At 58.9% G+C, this 17,243-nt stretch carries 18 protein-coding genes; 9 read left to right on the forward strand and 9 right to left on the reverse strand.

Features of this window, described 5'->3' with window-relative positions:
- Positions 1-20: 20 nt before the first annotated feature.
- Together ACR0A2_RS17155 and ACR0A2_RS17160 are read left to right on the forward strand one after the other, a co-directional pair.
- Positions 21-2,066, forward strand: a complete 2,046-nt coding sequence (locus ACR0A2_RS17155) for a molybdenum cofactor synthesis domain-containing protein (protein ID WP_480836460.1) — start codon at positions 21-23, stop codon at positions 2,064-2,066.
- Positions 2,063-2,656, forward strand: coding sequence for a GNAT family N-acetyltransferase (locus ACR0A2_RS17160; RefSeq protein WP_480836348.1), 594 nt, complete (start codon positions 2,063-2,065; stop codon positions 2,654-2,656). The genes ACR0A2_RS17155 and ACR0A2_RS17160 overlap by 4 nt, the downstream gene beginning before the upstream one ends.
- On the opposite strand, the gene ACR0A2_RS17165 is transcribed toward ACR0A2_RS17160, so the two are convergent.
- The 3 genes from ACR0A2_RS17165 to ACR0A2_RS17175 all read right to left on the reverse strand — a co-directional run bounded on the left by ACR0A2_RS17165 (position 2,653) and on the right by ACR0A2_RS17175 (position 4,745).
- Positions 2,653-3,648, reverse strand: coding sequence for a hypothetical protein (locus ACR0A2_RS17165; RefSeq protein ID WP_171726818.1), 996 nt, complete (start codon positions 3,646-3,648; stop codon positions 2,653-2,655). The two genes, ACR0A2_RS17160 and ACR0A2_RS17165, sit on opposite strands and share 4 nt — an antisense overlap.
- Positions 3,649-3,662: 14 nt before the next feature.
- Positions 3,663-4,133, reverse strand: coding sequence for a transcription elongation factor GreA (gene greA / locus ACR0A2_RS17170; protein WP_170346321.1), 471 nt, complete (start codon positions 4,131-4,133; stop codon positions 3,663-3,665).
- 231 nt (positions 4,134-4,364) lie between these two features.
- Positions 4,365-4,745 carry a VOC family protein gene (locus ACR0A2_RS17175; RefSeq protein WP_171206067.1) on the reverse strand — a complete coding sequence of 127 codons (381 nt, stop codon included), beginning with the start codon at positions 4,743-4,745 and terminating at the stop codon, positions 4,365-4,367.
- 86 nt (positions 4,746-4,831) lie between these two features.
- Here ACR0A2_RS17175 and soxR point away from each other — a divergent pair, with 86 nt between their 5' ends.
- The 4 genes from soxR to ACR0A2_RS17195 all read left to right on the forward strand — a co-directional run bounded on the left by soxR (position 4,832) and on the right by ACR0A2_RS17195 (position 9,697).
- Positions 4,832-5,287, forward strand: coding sequence for a redox-sensitive transcriptional activator SoxR (soxR, locus tag ACR0A2_RS17180; protein ID WP_480836351.1), 456 nt, complete (start codon positions 4,832-4,834; stop codon positions 5,285-5,287).
- A gap of 136 nt (positions 5,288-5,423) precedes the next feature.
- Complete coding sequence (locus tag ACR0A2_RS17185) at positions 5,424-7,070, forward strand: electron transfer flavoprotein-ubiquinone oxidoreductase (RefSeq protein WP_480836353.1); 1,647 nt, start codon at positions 5,424-5,426, stop codon at positions 7,068-7,070.
- A 145-nt stretch (positions 7,071-7,215) separates the two neighbouring features.
- Complete coding sequence (locus tag ACR0A2_RS17190) at positions 7,216-8,886, forward strand: tetratricopeptide repeat protein (protein ID WP_480836462.1); 1,671 nt, start codon at positions 7,216-7,218, stop codon at positions 8,884-8,886.
- Complete coding sequence (locus ACR0A2_RS17195; protein WP_152456798.1) at positions 8,876-9,697, forward strand: 4-(cytidine 5'-diphospho)-2-C-methyl-D-erythritol kinase; 822 nt, start codon at positions 8,876-8,878, stop codon at positions 9,695-9,697. Before ACR0A2_RS17190 ends, ACR0A2_RS17195 begins: the two co-directional genes overlap by 11 nt.
- Here ACR0A2_RS17195 and ACR0A2_RS17200 read toward each other — a convergent pair.
- Entirely contained in the window at positions 9,690-10,688 is a 999-nt protein-coding gene (locus ACR0A2_RS17200) for a polyprenyl synthetase family protein (protein WP_171171195.1), read from the reverse strand. The two genes, ACR0A2_RS17195 and ACR0A2_RS17200, sit on opposite strands and share 8 nt — an antisense overlap.
- Positions 10,689-10,744: 56 nt before the next feature.
- On the opposite strand from ACR0A2_RS17200, the gene ACR0A2_RS17205 reads away from it, so the two are divergent.
- From ACR0A2_RS17205 to ACR0A2_RS17215, 3 genes are all read left to right on the forward strand, one after another.
- Positions 10,745-10,960, forward strand: a complete 216-nt coding sequence (locus ACR0A2_RS17205; protein ID WP_152456800.1) for a putative signal transducing protein — start codon at positions 10,745-10,747, stop codon at positions 10,958-10,960.
- Positions 10,957-11,736, forward strand: a complete 780-nt coding sequence (locus ACR0A2_RS17210) for a tRNA1(Val) (adenine(37)-N6)-methyltransferase (RefSeq protein WP_480836355.1) — start codon at positions 10,957-10,959, stop codon at positions 11,734-11,736. The genes ACR0A2_RS17205 and ACR0A2_RS17210 overlap by 4 nt, the downstream gene beginning before the upstream one ends.
- A 115-nt stretch (positions 11,737-11,851) precedes the next feature.
- Entirely contained in the window at positions 11,852-12,016 is a 165-nt protein-coding gene (locus ACR0A2_RS17215; RefSeq protein WP_083445267.1) for a YdcH family protein, read from the forward strand.
- Here the strand turns inward: ACR0A2_RS17215 and yddG are convergent.
- The 5 genes from yddG to ACR0A2_RS17240 form a co-directional block, all read right to left on the reverse strand.
- Positions 12,013-12,879: an aromatic amino acid exporter YddG gene (yddG, locus tag ACR0A2_RS17220; RefSeq protein WP_224854687.1), complete on the reverse strand. Its 867-nt coding sequence runs from the start codon at positions 12,877-12,879 to the stop codon at positions 12,013-12,015. The two genes, ACR0A2_RS17215 and yddG, sit on opposite strands and share 4 nt — an antisense overlap.
- Entirely contained in the window at positions 12,876-13,823 is a 948-nt protein-coding gene (locus ACR0A2_RS17225) for a transcriptional regulator GcvA (RefSeq protein ID WP_480836357.1), read from the reverse strand. The genes yddG and ACR0A2_RS17225 overlap by 4 nt, the downstream gene beginning before the upstream one ends.
- A gap of 298 nt (positions 13,824-14,121) precedes the next feature.
- Positions 14,122-14,844: an acetoacetyl-CoA reductase gene (gene phbB, locus ACR0A2_RS17230; RefSeq protein WP_152456804.1), complete on the reverse strand. Its 723-nt coding sequence runs from the start codon at positions 14,842-14,844 to the stop codon at positions 14,122-14,124.
- Between the two features lie 185 nt (positions 14,845-15,029).
- Positions 15,030-16,205, reverse strand: coding sequence for an acetyl-CoA C-acetyltransferase (locus tag ACR0A2_RS17235; RefSeq protein WP_170346332.1), 1,176 nt, complete (start codon positions 16,203-16,205; stop codon positions 15,030-15,032).
- A 190-nt stretch (positions 16,206-16,395) separates the two neighbouring features.
- Complete coding sequence (locus ACR0A2_RS17240; protein WP_480836359.1) at positions 16,396-17,229, reverse strand: EAL domain-containing protein; 834 nt, start codon at positions 17,227-17,229, stop codon at positions 16,396-16,398.
- Positions 17,230-17,243: the final 14 nt, after the last annotated feature.

The raw sequence follows: 17,243 nt of genomic DNA on the forward strand, positions 1-17,243 counted from the left end.
GCCTGTTCCAGACCTTTGCAATGGTGGATTGGTCTGGCGGAAACGACACCGGGCCGACCCCGCGCAAGGATGCGATCTGGGCCTGCATTGTACGAAACGGAAAAGCGCTTGCCCCCGAATATCTGCGCAACAGGCGGATAGCCGAGCAGAGGTTGGATGCTCTGATCCGCGCCGAACTTAAGGCCGGTCGCCGTCTGCTTCTTGGGTTCGATTTTCCTTTTGGATATCCTTGCGGCTTCGCACGGGCGATGACCGGAACGGACGATCCGCTGGCGTTGTGGGATTGGTTCGACCAACAAATCGAGGATTCTCCGAAGGCCAACAACCGCTTTGATCTGGCGGGTCGGATCAACCTTCAGTTTGACGGCCGTGGTCCGTTCTGGATGAATGGATTGCGCCGAGATATTGACGGCCTGCCGCGTACCAAATCGGACTATTCCAACCCGTTCCCGAACCGTCGTGTCGTTGAGACTCTGGCAAAAGGAAGCTTCACCTGCTGGCAGATGGCAGGGGCAGGCGCGGTTGGTGGCCAAGTCATGATGGGGCTGCCGATTCTAAACCGGCTTCGCCATCGGTTTGCCGGGCAAATCTCGGTCTGGCCGTTTGAACCGCTGGATAAACCAGTCGCCTTCGTGGAAATCTGGCCGTCTCTGACCTTGGGCGCGCCTCCGGAAGGGCGGATCAAAGATGCCTGGCAGGTTGAACAGGCCGCCTTGACTCTGTCGGGTTTGACAGAGCAGGAGTTGGATGCGCAATTGAACGTCTCAGCGGCAGAGGAAGGTTGGATATTGGGTGTGCCTCAGGACAAGCCGAACATAGCCCCGCCCCCGTTGCGGAACGATTGTTTTGCCTTGCCCGCCGGGGTCAACTGGACACCGGTGGATGAGGCGCTGGCCTATTTGCGTGACAGGCTGCACCCGATTACCGCATCTGAGACGATGGCGCTGACCAAGGCGTGCGGGCGCGTTCTGGCCGGGGATGTGGTCGCCCGACGTTCGAACCCGCCGCAACCGAATACTGCCGTGGATGGGTACGGGTTTGCCGGTCCCGTCGCTGATGGCCCGCAGATCATGCCATTGATTGACGGGCGCGCGGCGGCAGGGATCCCGTTCGACGGTGACGTGCGTGAAGGTTGGGCCTTGCGCGTGCTGACGGGGGCGGCGCTGCCTGCCGGTGTCGACACGGTCATTTTGGAAGAGGATGTCACGGTCAAGGACGGCCACATAGCCTTCCACGGCCCGCTGAAAAAAGGCGCCAACACACGGCGCGCCGGAGAAGATGTGGCCGCAGGCGATGTCGCCCTTCCTGCCGGGCGCAGACTGACCCCTGCCGATCTTGCGCTGCTGTCTGCCGTGGGGATCGCCGAAGTCAACGTGCGCAAACCGCTTCGCGTGGCCGTGGTCTCTACGGGTGATGAATTGGTCGAAGCCGGAGAGAGCGCTGGTCCGGGTCAGATTTTCGACGCCAATCGCCCGTTGGTGCTGTCCTTGATCGAACGTATGGGGTTCGTGCCCGTGGATATGGGGCGTGTTTCGGATGATCGGGACGCCTTGCGGGATCGATTGGATCAGGCCGCGGAACAGGCGGATGTGATTTTGACCAGTGGTGGCGCGTCAGCGGGTGACGAAGACCATGTTTCGGCCCTGTTGCGTCAGGCCGGAGCGATGCAGCACTGGCGCATTGCGTTGAAACCCGGGCGGCCGCTGGCTTTGGGTTTGTGGTCTGGCGTGCCGGTGTTTGGCTTGCCCGGAAATCCGGTTGCCGCCATGGTCTGTACGTTGATCTTCGCGCGTCCGGCCTTGGGGCTGATGTCCGGCGAAGGCTGGGCTGAACCGCAAGGTTTCGAAGTGCCTGCCGCCTTTGAAAAGCGCAAGAAGCCCGGTCGCCGGGAATATCTGCGCGCCCGAATGCGGGATGGGCGGGTCGAGGTCTTCCACTCGGAAGGATCAGGCCGGATCAGTGGCCTCAGCTGGGCTGAAGGGTTGGTCGAAATCGAGGACGGTGCGCGTCATGTCAAACCGGGCGATATGGTCCGGTTCCTTCCGTATGGAAGTTTCGGGTTGTGACGGTCACGATTTCCAGAGGGTTCGCCGATCAGGAACGCGCGCAAGCGGCGGCACTGTTCTGGCAGGCATTTGCGGCCAAGCTGGGCAAAGTCATGGGGCCGGACGAAAAAGGATTGGCTTTCTTTGAACTCGCATTGAACCCGGATTTCGCGCTGGTTGCACGGGATGAAACGGGCCGGATGCTGGGTCTGGCAGGTTTCAAGACACGTGACGGCTCTTTTGCGGGGGGCAATATGTCTGATCTGGCGCAGGTCTATGGCTGGTTCGGGGCGACTTGGCGCGCCTTGGTTCTGAGCGTGCTGGAGCGCGAACTGAAACCGGGCGTGTTCCAGATGGATGGCATTTTTGTCGCTGCCGAAGCGCGCGGCAAAGGAGTGGGCACGGCATTGCTGAATGCCATCAAGTCCGAGGCCCGCAACCGCGACATGTCAGAGGTTCAGCTTGATGTCATCGACACGAACCCCCGCGCCCGCAGCCTTTACGAGCGCGAGGGGTTCCAGCCTGTGGGTCAAGAAAAAACCGGACCGCTGAAGTATCTGTTCAATTTCAGCAGCGCGAACAAAATGTCGTGGATTGTCGGGTCGGATTAATCAAACGTGCCCGCCACGCGACCCAGCAACATGAATGCGCGGGCCGTTCGGGTTTCACCCAGTTCACTCAGTTCCGCATCGCTTGCCGTGGGTTCGAACTCGGCCATCATCTTGTCAAACCGGCGCAGGAAATGGTGCGCGGCGTCGCGGAAAATCGGATCCTGTTTCATCCGGGCTGCCGTCAGCGCAAGTGAGGATCTGTCGCGTACGCCGCCCAGCGCCGCCACGGCGCGCCCGCGTGTACCTTGGGCGAACTGGCGCCAGATTTCTGGCCGGGCCTTGTCGGGCCGCAGGTCATCCATGTAGATGCCTTCCTGGCTGAGCAGCGTCAGAACATCCTGCGAAGCTTGCACAAGCTGTGCCGTCTTGCGGTCCTTCAATGCAACACGCAGCGCATTGAACCCCTCGGTGTCATCCTGCGTTTCGGGGAAGTTCAGGGCGCGGATGAAAACCTCGGTACTCAGCGGTGGTGTGATCTCTTCCGCAGGTGTGCCCAGTTCCAACGAGGTCTGGTCGCCCTGAGAGGAACTCTGCGTGGCCGTAGCAGAACGCGCCGTGCGTTTGGTCGAGAACGTCGCCAGGGCGTCTTCGGTTTTCCGTGTGGCCGCAGCGATTTCATCCAGCTTTTTGGTAACCGCAGGTTCATAGGTGCTGGAGGCGCGCTGCTGCTGCGCCACATAGGCCTGCCGGATCGCGTCGATTGCCGTTTGCAACCGCGCACTTTCCTCTCGCATCACCCGGCTGGCGCGCATCGCGGTGGCCGCAACCCAGATCATCGCCACGGGCATGAACACGGCCAGAAAGGCGACGACAAAGCCACCGTTCTGCCCCTGACCGGGCAGCACGAGAAAGACGACCGACACCACCAGCCAGATCAGGCTGAGCACCAGTGCGGCAATCTCGATTTCGGTGACAGCCGGAGTCTTCGGGCGATCATAGATGCCCAGCGACGTCGGCTTTTCGGTTTCCGGGTCAGGTTTTGGCCCCGACATTACATGCGCTCCGGTCAGGCGTACTCGATACTCAGGATTTCGTAAGAGCGCACGCCGCCGGGTGTGCGCACTTCGACACTGTCCCCTTCATCTTTGCCGATCAGGGCGCGGGCGATGGGGGATTTGATGTTCAGCAGGCCGTTTTCGATATTGGCCTCGTATTCACCAACGATCTGCCAGGTCTTTTCTTCATCGGTATCTTCATCGACCAATGTGACTTTTGCGCCAAATTTGACCGCACCCGACAATTTTGCCGGGTCGATGACATCAGCCAGCGACAGAATACCTTCCAGTTCCTTGATGCGACCTTCGATGAAGCCCTGTTTTTCACGGGCAGAATGATATTCGGCGTTTTCCTTCAGGTCGCCCAGCTCGCGCGCCGAGGCGATGGCTTCGATGATCGCCGGGCGTTCAACGGATTTGAGGTTCTTCAGCTCAGCCTCGAGCGCGGCATTGCCCGCAGGCGTCATCGGGATCTTTTCCATACTCTCTACGTCCACGCATAAATTGAGTCGCCCCGCCGCACAGGAGCGTCGGGGCGAATGTTAGATTGGCAGTTACCTGACCCAAATGCCACGTGAATTGCAAGAGGTGACAGCGTCAGCAGCGATCAATTCGCGACTTCGCGCCGTTTTGATTTGGGGTGTGGCCTGTGCCGATGATCGGGATGCCGCGACCTGCGCCAACGCTGCGATGGGGTGCAAAGCCAAATCATCTCAATCATATTGCACCACTTCGAACTCGATCCCGTTGTCATCGCGAAAATAGAACCGGCGCCCTGGTTCGTAATCCGCATGGTTGTGGGGCTCGAATCCTGCCTTGCGAACCTTGTCTTCGGTGGCATCGATGTCTTCGACCAGAACACCCACGTGGTTCAGCCCGCCGATCACATCATAGCTGCTTTCATCCGACTGCTTCGGGTCGTCAGGTTTGTACAGCGCCAGATACGTATGGGCCGAACCGACATGCACGGTGTATCCGCCGGCAATTGCGGGGCCTTCCCAACGGGTTTTCCAGCCAAAGACCTTTTGCATCCAATCGGCCGAGGCCTTCGGGTCGCGGACAGTGAAGTTGGTGTGTTCAAGCGTCGCCATCATGGGATCTCCTGTGTTTTTTGGCTTGTCCCGACTCAGCGTAATTTCTAAACCTAACTTTAGGTCAAGGAATTTTTCATGAGGGTTTGATGGCGGCATCAGAGGGGCTGGCGATTGGCGCATTGGCCCGGCGCACAGGTCTGGCCGTGTCGGCCATCCGGTATTACGAAGCACAGGGTCTGATTTCGCCCTGGCGCAACGCGGGCGGACAGCGGCGCTATCAGCGGGCCGATATTCGGCGGCTGAGCTTTGTCATGATTGCGCAGCAGTTCGGCCTGACCCTGCCGGAAATCCGTCAGGTGCTGTCGGGCCTGCCCGGAAACCGCACGCCGACGCCTCAGGACTGGAAGGCGATCAGCGTACAGCTGAGGGCCCATCTGGATCAGCGAATCGACACCCTAAAGCGGTTGCGCGACAATCTGGATGGCTGCATCGGATGCGGGTGTCTGAGCCTGCCGAAATGTGCGCTCTACAACCCCGATGACCGGGCAAAATCGCATGGTAGCGGTCCCAGGTACCTGATGGGGGATGCACCAGAGGGGTGATGTGTCGAATAGCGCCCTTGTTACGCCGTGTTTCGATTGACCAATGTCTTTCCGACCATGTAATCAGCCGTGAAACAAAATTGCGCAGATCATGCGGTGACAGCGCCAAATCGGAAAGTTAGCTAAGGAGCCCGCGATGGCCGAGATTGAACGCGAAGCGATGGAATACGATGTGGTGATCGTGGGTGCAGGTCCTGCGGGCCTGTCGGCGGCCATCCGTCTGAAACAGCTGGATGCCGACCTGAACGTTGTCGTTCTGGAAAAGGGCTCCGAGGTTGGCGCGCACATCCTGTCGGGCGCGGTTCTTGATCCCTGTGGTCTGGATGCACTGATCCCGGATTGGAAAGAAAAAGGCGCGCCGCTGAATGTGCCCGTGAAGGACGACAAGTTCTACATGCTGGGTGAAGCGGGCCAGGTCCGTATCCCGAACTTCCCGATGCCGCCGCTGATGCACAATCACGGCAACTACATCGTTTCGATGGGCAATGTGTGCCGCTGGATGGCGGAACAGGCCGAAGAACTGGGTGTCGAGATCTTTCCGGGCATGGCGTGCTCGGAAATGGTCTATGGCGACAATGGCGAAGTCAAGGGCGTGGTAGCAGGCGTTTTTGGCCTTGAGGCAGACGGTTCCTATGGCCCCAACACCGAACCGGGGATGGAGCTGCACGGCAAATATGTCTTCCTGTCAGAAGGTGTGCGCGGGTCGCTGTCCAAGGAAGTAATCGCCAAATACGACCTGTCTGCCGGCAAAGAGCCGCAGAAATACGGTGTCGGCATGAAAGAGATCTGGGAGATCGACCCTGCCAAGCACAAGGAAGGCAGCGTGACGCACACGATGGGCTGGCCTTTGGGCAGCAACGCGGGCGGCGGATCCTTCATCTATCACCTTGAGAACAATCAGGTTTACGTCGGCTTCGTGGTTCACTTGAATTACAAGAACCCGCATCTGTACCCCTATATGGAGTTCCAGCGCTTCAAGCACCATCCGATGGTGGCCGATCTGTTGAAAGGCGGCAAGCGGGTCGCTTACGGCGCCCGTGCGATTACGGAAGGCGGCTATCAGTCGATGCCGAAACTGGTCGCGCCGGGCGTGGCGCTGTTGGGCTGTTCGGCGGGCATGGTCAACGTGCCGCGCATCAAAGGCAACCACAACGCGATGCTGTCGGGCAAAGCTGCGGCCGAGGCTGCTTTCGAAGCGATCAAGGCCGAGCGTTCGGGCGATGAGCTGACGGCTTACGAGACCGAAGTTCGCAATGGCGCGATTGGTTCCGACCTGAAAAAAGTTCGCAATGTCAAGCCGATGTGGTCGAAATGGGGTCTGACCGCCAGCCTGATGTTGGGTGGTCTGGACATGTGGACCAACACGTTTGGCTTTTCGCTGTTCGGTACGCTGGGCCATGGCAAGAACGATGCGGAATCGACCGAGGATGCCAGCAAGCACCAGCCAATCGATTATCCAAAGCCGGATGGAACGCTGTCTTTCGATCGTCTGACGAATGTCTCGTTCGCAGCGACAAACCACGAGGAAAGCCAGCCCTGCCATCTGCGTCTGGCCGATCCCGAGATCCCCGTGAAGGTCAACCTGCCCAAATACGACGAGCCGGCGCAGCGGTATTGCCCGGCGGGTGTGTATGAAGTGGTCGAGGATGAGGGCGACCCGCGATTCGTCATCAACTTCCAGAACTGCGTTCACTGCAAAACCTGCGACATCAAGGATCCCAGCCAGAACATCACCTGGACCACACCGCAGGGCGGCGACGGTCCAAACTATCCGAACATGTAAGCAAAAAACGGGCAATGGCGGCGCTGTGAAGGCTCTGCCATTGCCTCTTGCCTGCCGAAGCCCTAGCTTACCCATCAGTCAACGATAGCAAGGCAGGATTTCGGTGTTTTCCCTGGTTCGTCGCGCGGCTTTGTCCGTGCTGTTCATGTCGTCGGTCGCGGTTCCGGCCTTTTCGGAAACGGGCGCCGGGTCTTATCTGGCCGGGCGGCAGGCGATTTACGAAAACGACTATTCTGCCGCTGAAAGATATTACGCTCAGGCCCTCAGGTTTGATCCCCAAAATGCGCTGTTGCAGGAAAGCGTTGTCGTTGCACGCATCGCGTTGGGGGAAGTGGCGCGCGCGCTGCCGATCGCCCAGCAGATCGAGGAAGCCAACCTGCCCAGTCAGGCTGCGCGTATGGTGATCTCGGCCAATCTGATCGCCGATGGGAAATTTGACGACCTGCTGGCCCGCGACCCTGAAACACAGGGAGTTGGCCCCCTTGTTGACGGCCTGATGATCGCCTGGGCCCATCTGGGACAGGGTGAGATGACCAAGGCGATGGAACAGTTCGATTCCGTCGCGACACAGGATGGCCTCAGGGAATTCGCGCTTTACCACAAGGCGATGGCATTGGCGTCTATCGGTGATTTCGAAGGCGCCGAGGCAATACTTGCCGACAATGATGGAACGGTTGCCCGGTTCTCTCGTCGTGCCGCCTTGGCCCGCACCGAGATTCTGTCGCAGCTGGATCGCAACGAAGACGCCATTCAGTTTCTGGACGATGTGTTCGTGGCGGGAAGTGACCCGACCATCGAGGCGTATTTGAGCCAGTTGGCGGCGGGTGAAACACTGCCGTTCACCCATGTCCGATCCGCTCAGGACGGCATGGCCGAGATTTTTTTCACCGTCGGTGCCGCATTGAACAGCGAAGCTTCGGCCGATTACGTTCTGCTGTACGCACGCTTGGCCAGTTTCCTGCGCCCCGATCATGCGGATGCCATTTTGCTGAGCGCGGATCTGCTGGACAACTTGCAGCAATATGATCTGGCGGTTGAGGCATACCGCCTGGTCCCGGCGGACAGCAACGATCACCACGCGGCCGAATTGGGCCGGGCCGAAGTTCTGGACCGTTCGGGAAAAACCGACGCGGCCGTCGAGGTGTTGCAGAACCTGGCTGCGCAAGATCCTGATTTTCCGGGTGTGCATGTCGCTTTGGCAGACTTGCAGCGCCGACAGGAAAACTATGCCGCTGCCGTGGCCTCTTATGACACTGCGATCGCGCTGACGGACAGCGCGGCGGGTGGAAATTGGTTCCTGCATTATGCTCGTGGAATCAGTCATGAAAGGCTGAAGCACTGGGACCAGGCCGAAGCTGATTTCCGCCGGGCGCTGGAGCTGAACCCGGATCAGCCTCAGGTTCTGAATTATCTGGGGTATTCGCTGGTTGAGCGCAAAGAAAAGCTGGATGAAGCATTGAATATGATCGAGCGCGCAGTAGCTGCGCGTCCGGACAGTGGCTATATCGTGGACAGTCTGGGCTGGGTTCTGTTCCGTCTGGGGCGTTACGACGAGGCCGTCGAACACATGGAACGTGCGGTTGAGCTGATGCCGGTGGATCCGGTGGTCAACGATCACCTGGGTGACGTCTATTGGGCTGTCGGGCGCGCGCGCGAGGCCGAGTTTCAGTGGAGCCGCGCCTTGTCCTTCATCGACCCGGAAGACACGGACGGCGAAGCCGATCCGGATCGAATCCGGCGCAAGATCGAAGTCGGGCTGGATGCCGTTCTGGCCGAAGAAGGTTCGGAGCCATTGAAAGTCGCCAATGGAAATTAAGGCGTTTGCGCCCGCCAAGATCAACCTGACCCTTCATGTGACTGGCCGTCGAGACGACGGCTATCACCTGTTGGATTCGTTGGTTGTATTCGCCGATCTGGGTGATCGGCTGACATTCACCCCCGGCCCCGAATTGTCCATGGACGTTCGCGGCGAGTTTGCCGACGGAGTCCCCACGGACAGCCGAAACCTGGTCTGGAGGGCGGCAGAAGCTGTCGGTTGGACCGGTCATATCCAACTGACCAAGTCCCTGCCCCATGGGGCGGGCATTGGCGGAGGGTCGTCTGATGCCGCGGCCACGCTTGGGGCCCTGGCAGATCAGGGCCACGACCTCCCGCAGGGCCTGCCGTTGTCATTGGGGGCGGATGTCCCCGTCTGCCTGGAAGGTCGGGCGATCAGAATGCAGGGCATTGGCGATCGTTTGACGGCGGTGAACCTTCCGCACCTGCCCGCCCTTTTGGTCAACCCGAATGTACAGGTGCCCACCGGCGCCGTTTTCAACGCGCTGGCGTCCAGAGGCAACCCGCCAATGCCTGAAAGCACACCTGAGTTTGAAAGTGCCGATGAGTGCGCCCAGTGGCTGCGCAATCAACGAAACGATCTGCAAGTGCCCGCCATGAACGTCGCACCTGAGATTGATCAGGTGTTGGACGAGTTGCAGATGACCAATCGCGCGCTCGTGGTGCGCATGTCAGGGTCAGGATCAACCTGTTTTGCGCTCTATCCGACGATGAAAGACGCGCATTTCGCGGCCTATGAGATCGGCGCAGCCCATCCCGATTGGTGGTGCCGCGCCACACAGCTCAATTGAGACGTGAAACCACGTAGTCGGCCAATTCGCGCAACAGGCTGCGAATCTCATGATCCGGCAGTACCTCCAGCGACGCCTTGGCTTTGTTGGCCCAGCCCAAAGCGTCTTGCCGGGTTTCTTCCAGCGTGGCGTATTTGTTCATCAGGCCCAGCGCCTGATCCAGATCCCCATCCTGTTGGCGGCCCTTTTCGATCGTGCGCTCCCAGAAGGCGCGTTCTTCGGGCGTGGATTGCGCCACGGCTTTGATGACGGGCAGGGTCAGTTTCCGTTCACGGAAGTCATCGCCAACATTCTTCCCGGTCGCTTTGCTGTCGCCCTGATAATCCAACAGGTCATCGGCAATCTGGAACGCGATGCCCAGTGAATCGCCATAGTCGAAAAGCGCTTTGACCTGCTCTTCCGAGGCGCCTGCGATCACGCCGCCCACTTCGGTCGCGGCTGAAAACAATGCAGCCGTCTTGCCGCGTACGACCTGAAGATAAACGTTTTCATCCGTGCGCAGATCGGTTGCGGCCGTCATTTGCAGCACTTCGCCTTCGGCAATGGTTGCAGAGGCATTGGCCAGGATATCCAGAACGCGCAGCGAGCCCGTTTCCACCATCAGCTGGAAACTGCGTGAAAACAGGTAATCGCCAACCAGAACGCTGGATTTGTTGTCCCAAAGCAGATTGGCGGTCGGGCGGCCCCGTCGCTGTGCGCTTTCATCCACGACGTCGTCATGCAGCAGGGTGGCGGTGTGAATGAACTCGACCGTCGCAGCAAGGCGCACATGGTGGTCGCCGGAATAGCCAAACAGGCGTGCTGCGGCCAGTGTCAGCATCGGGCGCAGGCGTTTTCCACCTGCTTCGACCAGATGCCGCGTCACTTCCGGGATGCGTGGCGCATGGTCCGACGCCATCCGCGTGCGGATCAGCCCGTTCACGGCTTCCATCTCGCCCGCCAGAATTTCAGCCAGACGCTCATGCGGTTTTGAGATCATGTCGACGGTCATCACACTCCTGATACAAGGCTCGACTTTCGCCTCGCCTTGCCCTTACATCCATCCCCATGAAAGAACTGTTGCGCAGTACCGATCCGACAATCCTGGCCTTTGCATCCGCTCTCCTTGAGGGCGAGGATATAGACTGCTTTCAGATGGACGTAAATATGAGCATCCTCGAAGGTGGTATCGGGATCTTTCCCCGTCGACTGATGGTTCGGTCCGAAGACCTGACCCGGGCCGAGCGTGTGATGCGCGACAACGAAATCCCGCTGGGCCGATGATGCGCTTTGACGACAATGAATTGACGTGCAACGATTTCCTTGGTGGCCGGGTGCGATTGCTGCAACCTGCGTCAGGTTACCGCGCCGGAGTAGACCCTGTTCTGCTTGCCGCATCCGTCCCTGCAAAGGCCGGGCAATCCGTGCTGGAACTAGGATGTGGCGCGGGGGCTGCCATTCTGTGCCTGTCCGCGCGGGTGCCGGGGCTGCAATTGGTTGGGATCGAATTGCAACCGGCCTATGCGGATCTGGCCCGCCGCAATTCGGAAATCAACAGCTGTGATCTGGATGTGATCGAGGCTGACCTGAACGCTTTGCCTGATGACCTCCGACAGCGGCACTTTGATCACGTAATCGCGAACCCGCCCTATTACCGTTCTGGGGCGCATAGCCCTGCCAGCGACACAGGGCGGAGCATTGCCCTGGGTGAAAATACGCCTCTGATTGACTGGATCACCGTGGCGGCCAAACGCCTTGCCCCTCGGGGGTTCCTGCACATGATCCAGAAAGCCGACCGTCTTCCCGATATGCTGACGGCTTGTGAAGGGAAACTGGGTTCGATCGAGGTGCTGCCGCTCAGCGCGCGGGTGGGCCGCGAGGCCGAACTGGTCATCCTGAGCGCCCGCAAAGGGGGACGCGCGGCATTTCGCCTCCATGCGCCTTTGATTCTGCACGCCGGTGAGCGCCACGAAAAAGACGGTGAAAGCTATACCGAGGCGGTCTCAGCCGTGCTTCGACACGCCGCTCCGTTGCCTCGGAACTTGTGCCATCGGCAATGACCAGCCGAATTTGTCGGATTTGTTACAGATTCTGTGCGTCTGCAGCGTGACAGGGTGGAAACGATGTGGTCAAATTCTTACGTGACATACAGACACAAAAACAAGGAGGATCGCAATGAGCGTGAGCGCACATCTGACGGAACTGAAGAAAAAGCACGAATCTCTCGGTCTAGAAGTGGAACAAGCCCAACGCTCGCCAGGTATCGATGATCTCCATATTGCTCAGTTGAAAAAACAGAAGCTCAAGCTGAAAGAAGAGATCGAACGCCTGTCCGCTTAAGTTTTCAGGCTGGCGCGGGCCGCTATCAAGGCCCCGCCGGTGATCAGAAAGGCCGCGATCGCAAGCCCCCAGGACGGGGTCGCGATCCCGGCCACCACCAAAGCAAGGGTCGACAGTAACGGGGCCGCATAGGATGAGGTTCCGAGAATTTGAATGTCGCCTTGCTTGACGCCAATGTCCCAGACGTAGAACGCCAGCCCGACGGGCCCAAGGCCGAGCGCCAGCACCGACGCCCAGCCCAGTGCCGTATCGGGCAGTACAGTGTCTTCCACCGCCAGATGCAGCAGACCCGAAGCCAGTGCAGCCGCAAGGCAGAAAATTGCGACGGAACTGGTCGGCGTGCCCTCTAATCTGCGTGATAGAACGGAATAGCCCGACCATGTCAGTGCGCACAGCAAGGCCAATGCGTATCCGGGCAGGTATTGGGCCTGAAAACCCGCGCCGCCACCCCCGGCAATGATGACAGCGGCCCCTGCGAATCCAAGGCAGGCCCCGATCAGGTGACCGATACGCAGATGTTCACCCGGAAGCAGGCCCGACAGAAGCACAATGAGCAGAGGCCAGAGATAGGCGATCAGCCCGGCCTCGGCAGCCGGCGCCATGCGCAGGGCCGAAAAATACAGCGCGTGATAGCCAAACAGGCCCAATGCGCCAAACAGGTAGGTCGTCCAGGGGACTTGCTTTAGATCGCTCAGACCACCTGTCGCCGTCGCCCAGACAAGCCCAAGCGCTCCACCAATCGAAAAGCAGATCGTGTTCAGCAGCAGGGGCGGCGTGGGTGCCGACCCGACAGTGAACAACGCCAGCAAGGCCCATAGCAAGACAGCCACGAAGCCGATGGCCGTTGCGCGCATTTTGGTCATGGGCGGGAAACCTCTTCAATCGGTATGATTTCGAACTCATCCGATATATGCGCGGTTTTTTCAATCTCGGTCAGGAACCAATCGCGAAACGCCGCGATCTGAGGTTTCTTTTCAGCCCCCGGCAGGCACAGAAACCGGAACCGGCCTTGTGTTTCCAGGGCCACCTTGAACGGTGCAACCAGGCGGCCTTCGGTCAGGTCCTTTAGAATCATGGCGCGTCGCCCCAGTGCCACGCCGACACCGGCAACAGCGGCATCAATCGCGTGATCTGCATTGGAAAAATGCGCGCCATGGGTCGGAGTGAAATCCATTCCGACAGCACGGAACCAAGCGGGCCAATCGCAAGGCGGGGTCAGAAAGCTGATCGAATCGTCATGGATCAGCGGGGCCCCTTCAAGGCTTTCCGGCGTGGTGAATTGTTCCGCAAGTTCGGGGGTCATGACAGGGGTCAGCCATTCCTTTCTGACGGGAACGGAATACAGCCCGTCATCGGCCGAATTCCCGAAGCGGATGGCGACGTCCACGTCGTCCCGCTCCAGATCCATGTTGCGCAGCGTGGCCGAGAATTTCAGATCGATCTCGGGATGCGCCCGAGCAAATTCGTAAAGCCGCGGCGCCAGCCACTTGGCGGTCAAAGCTGGGCCCGCGGTGACGGTCAGGCTTGTGTCATCTTCCTGTCTGCGCACCGCGCGCCATGCGGCTTGCAAGGTGGCAAACCCTTCTGCCGCACCGGGCGCCAGGGCACGGCCCGCCTCGGTCAGTTCTACGGCGCGGTTCAGACGACGAAACAGCGGCCGGCCAAGGTGTTCTTCAAGCGACTTGATCTGAAACGACAGGGCAGCTGGCGTCACATGCAGCTCTTCCGCCGCCTTCGAAAAAGACATGTGCCGGGCTGCGGCGTCAAAAGCACGCAACGCGGTCAGCGGAGGCAGATAGTCACTCATAGTGAAGAAAAACTTAACTGAAGTCTCAAGAAAGCTCGTTTGTCGTGTTTGTTTTTAGCAGCCATATTCACATCAGGTCAAATAAAACTGATTTGAAAAGGAGACTGCCATGATCGAGATGACGACGAATCCCGCCGCCCAGATGGCGATCCTGCGTGCCCACCAAGAGCGCAGCAGGGTGGTCTGGCAGTTTTGGGGATGGATATTCGGTTCCCGCTGATCGCAGCACGCGCGTTCTTACGGGATCAGAAAGGGCCGGCCCAAAGGGACCGGCCCGTTTTTTGTTCACAAGTCCGGATCAGACGAAGAATTGCGCACCGTTGGCCGAGATCGTCGAACCGTTGATGAACTGCGAATCGTCCGATGCCAGGAAGACCACGCAGCGGGCGATTTCCTCTGGCTCACCCAGACGACCGGCCGGGATCTGGCCAATGATGGACTCGCGTACCTTCTCGGGCACAGCCATGACCATTTCGGTTGCGATATAGCCGGGGCAGATCGCATTGGCAGTGATCCCCGCCCGCGCGCCTTCCTGCGCCAGGGATTTCACGATGCCCAGGTCGCCTGCTTTGGTTGCAGCATAGTTCACCTGAGCGAACTGGCCTTTCTGACCGTTGATCGAGCTGATGACGATGACACGGCCGAACTTGCGCTCGCGCATGCCGGGCCAGATGGGGTGCACGGTGTTGAACACGCCAGTCAGGTTGGTGTCGATCACGTCTTTCCACTGATCCGGCGTCATTTTGTGGAACGGTGCATCGCGGGTGATGCCAGCATTGGCGACGACCACATCGATGGGGCCAACCTCAGCTTCAACCTTTTCGATGCCCGCTTTGGATTCGTCATAATCCGCGACGTTCCACTTGTAGGTCTTGATCCCGGTTTCTTCGGTGAATTTTGCGGCTGCTTCGTCGTTTCCTGCATAGGTGGCCGCAACGTTATATCCTTCGGCTTTTAGCGCCTTGGAAATTGCTGCGCCAATGCCGCGGGAACCGCCAGTTACGAGTGCTGTTCGTGCCATTTATGACTCCTTCAATTTTAGTCGTCTTAGTAATGCTGTTACTCTGAGAGATAGTTGTGCGCAATATTGTTTCGTCTTGAATCTCGGTTTCCGGGCGGCAATATCGTCGCATCCAAGGGTTAGAACCTCAATGTAACAAAAAAGGCGCCCATTGGGCGCCTAATTCTATTTGATTGTCAAAGCGCTTAGTCGCGCTCCACACAAAGGGCAACGCCCATGCCACCGCCGATGCACAAGGTCGCCAGACCCTTTTTTGCATCGCGTCGCTTCATTTCGAACAACAGGGTGTTCAAAACACGGCACCCCGAAGCACCGATCGGATGGCCGATGGCAATGGCGCCGCCGTTTACGTTCACGATCGACGGATCCCAGCCCATATCCTTGTTAACCGCGCAAGCCTGCGCGGCAAAGGCTTCGTTGGCTTCGACCAGGTCCAGATCGTCTACCGACCAGCCTGCTTTTTCCAGTGCCTTGCGCGATGCATAGATCGGGCCGACGCCCATGATCGAAGGGTCCAGACCGGCGGTCGCATAGGACGCGATGCGCGCCAGAGGTTCGATTCCCCGCTTTTCAGCGTTTTCGGCTGACATCAGCAGCGTCGCGGCCGCGCCGTCGTTCAATCCCGAGGCGTTGGCAGCTGTGACCGAACCGTCCTTGGTGAAGGCCGGACGCAGTTTGGCCATGGCCTCCATGGTTGCGCCATGACGAATGTATTCGTCCTTGTCCATCACGATGTCGCCCTTGCGGGTCTTGATGGTGAAGGGCACGATTTCGTCTGCGAACTTGCCGGCCTTTTGGGCTGCTTCGGCCTTGTTCTGCGAAGCAACGGCGAATTCATCCTGCATCTCGCGGCTAATCTGCCATTTCTCTGCAACATTCTCGGCAGTCTGACCCATGTGATAGCCGTTGAAAGCATCCCACAAGCCATCGCGGATCATCGTGTCGATATACTTCATGTCGCCCATCTTGTGACCGGCGCGCAGCGCGGCGGCGTGGGGTGACAGCGTCATGTTTTCCTGACCACCGGCAGCGACGATTTCCGCGTCTCCCAGTTGAATATGCTGGGCGCCCAAAGCAACGGCGCGCAGACCCGAGCCACAAACCTGATTGATGCCCCATGCGGCGCTTTCCTGTGGCAGGCCGGCATTGATATGCGCCTGACGCGCGGGATTCTGGCCTTGGGCGGCAGTCAGAACCTGACCCATAATGGTTTCGCTGACTTCGCCTTTTTCCACCCCGGCGCGCTCGACAACTGCTTCCAGAACGGCAGCGCCCAGATCATGGGCAGGTGTGTTCGCAAACGAACCACTGAAGCTGCCAACACCTGTTCGTGCGGCGGATGCGATTACTACGTTGGTCATATGATCAGTCCTTTACCGTCATGGGCCAGCGGAATTTCTGACGGCGCAGGTCGAAAGGTGTCCTTTCGAAACAAGAGCGCCCCGTGATCCCCCGCTCAAGTACTCTTGCAATAGCGTAACGCTGCACATGCAGCAACGGGCAGCTTGTCTCAGTGTCGGAAATGGTTGGAAAATGTCGATGAACAGGCAATCAAATGCCTGTTTTTGATCTGTTTTCCTGCTTCCAGGGTTCCACGACACTGGGTGCGCCATACAAGAATCCTTGCAGGCAATCCACGCCACTTGCCACCAAGAAAGCGGCATCCTCCTGCGTTTCAACCGATTCGGCCGTAACCAGAATTTCAAATTCACGGGCCACTGCAATCAGGGCCCGCACCAAAGTCTGGTTGTCGGGATCGTTGCCGATACCCCGAACGAACTGTCCATCGATTTTGGCTGCGTCGAACAGAAACTCGCGAAAATGCCGAAAGCTGAAATTGCTGGCGCCAAAGTCATCCAGCGCAAAAGCGATGCCGCGATCCTGCAAGCGGTCCATGAAGTCGACAACCAGCTCGGGCACCTGCATGGCCGAGCTTTCGGAAATTTCGAGGATCAAGCGTTCGCCCAATCCGGCATCTCGTTTCAGGAATCTGTCCAGTATTCTGGACCAGTTGGAATAACCGATCGAGCGTGCAGACATGTTGATCGACAGGCGTATTTCCGGGTTCCTCGCCAATGTGCGCAATCCAAGCTCCAACGCGACGCAGTCCAGATCGCGACCGATAGGAGTGTTTTCGACCTGAGGCATGAATTCGCGCGCCGGGATGACGCGGCCGGTTTCGTCCAGAACCCGAATGAACCCTTCGTAAAACGCGACCCGGTACGGGGCGTACGCCTGTATCACCGGCTGAAAAGCCAGTTTGCATTGCTTATGCTTCACGGCATCGGTTGCCATCTGCACAACCGAACGATCCCGCGTCGAAACGGCCGCATTCAACGGGCTGTCCGACCCCTCAGGCAGATTTGCCAGTTTTTTGTTTCCCATAAACGCGGATTCCC

It is taken from the genome of Ruegeria sp. H8, from assembly GCF_056532905.1.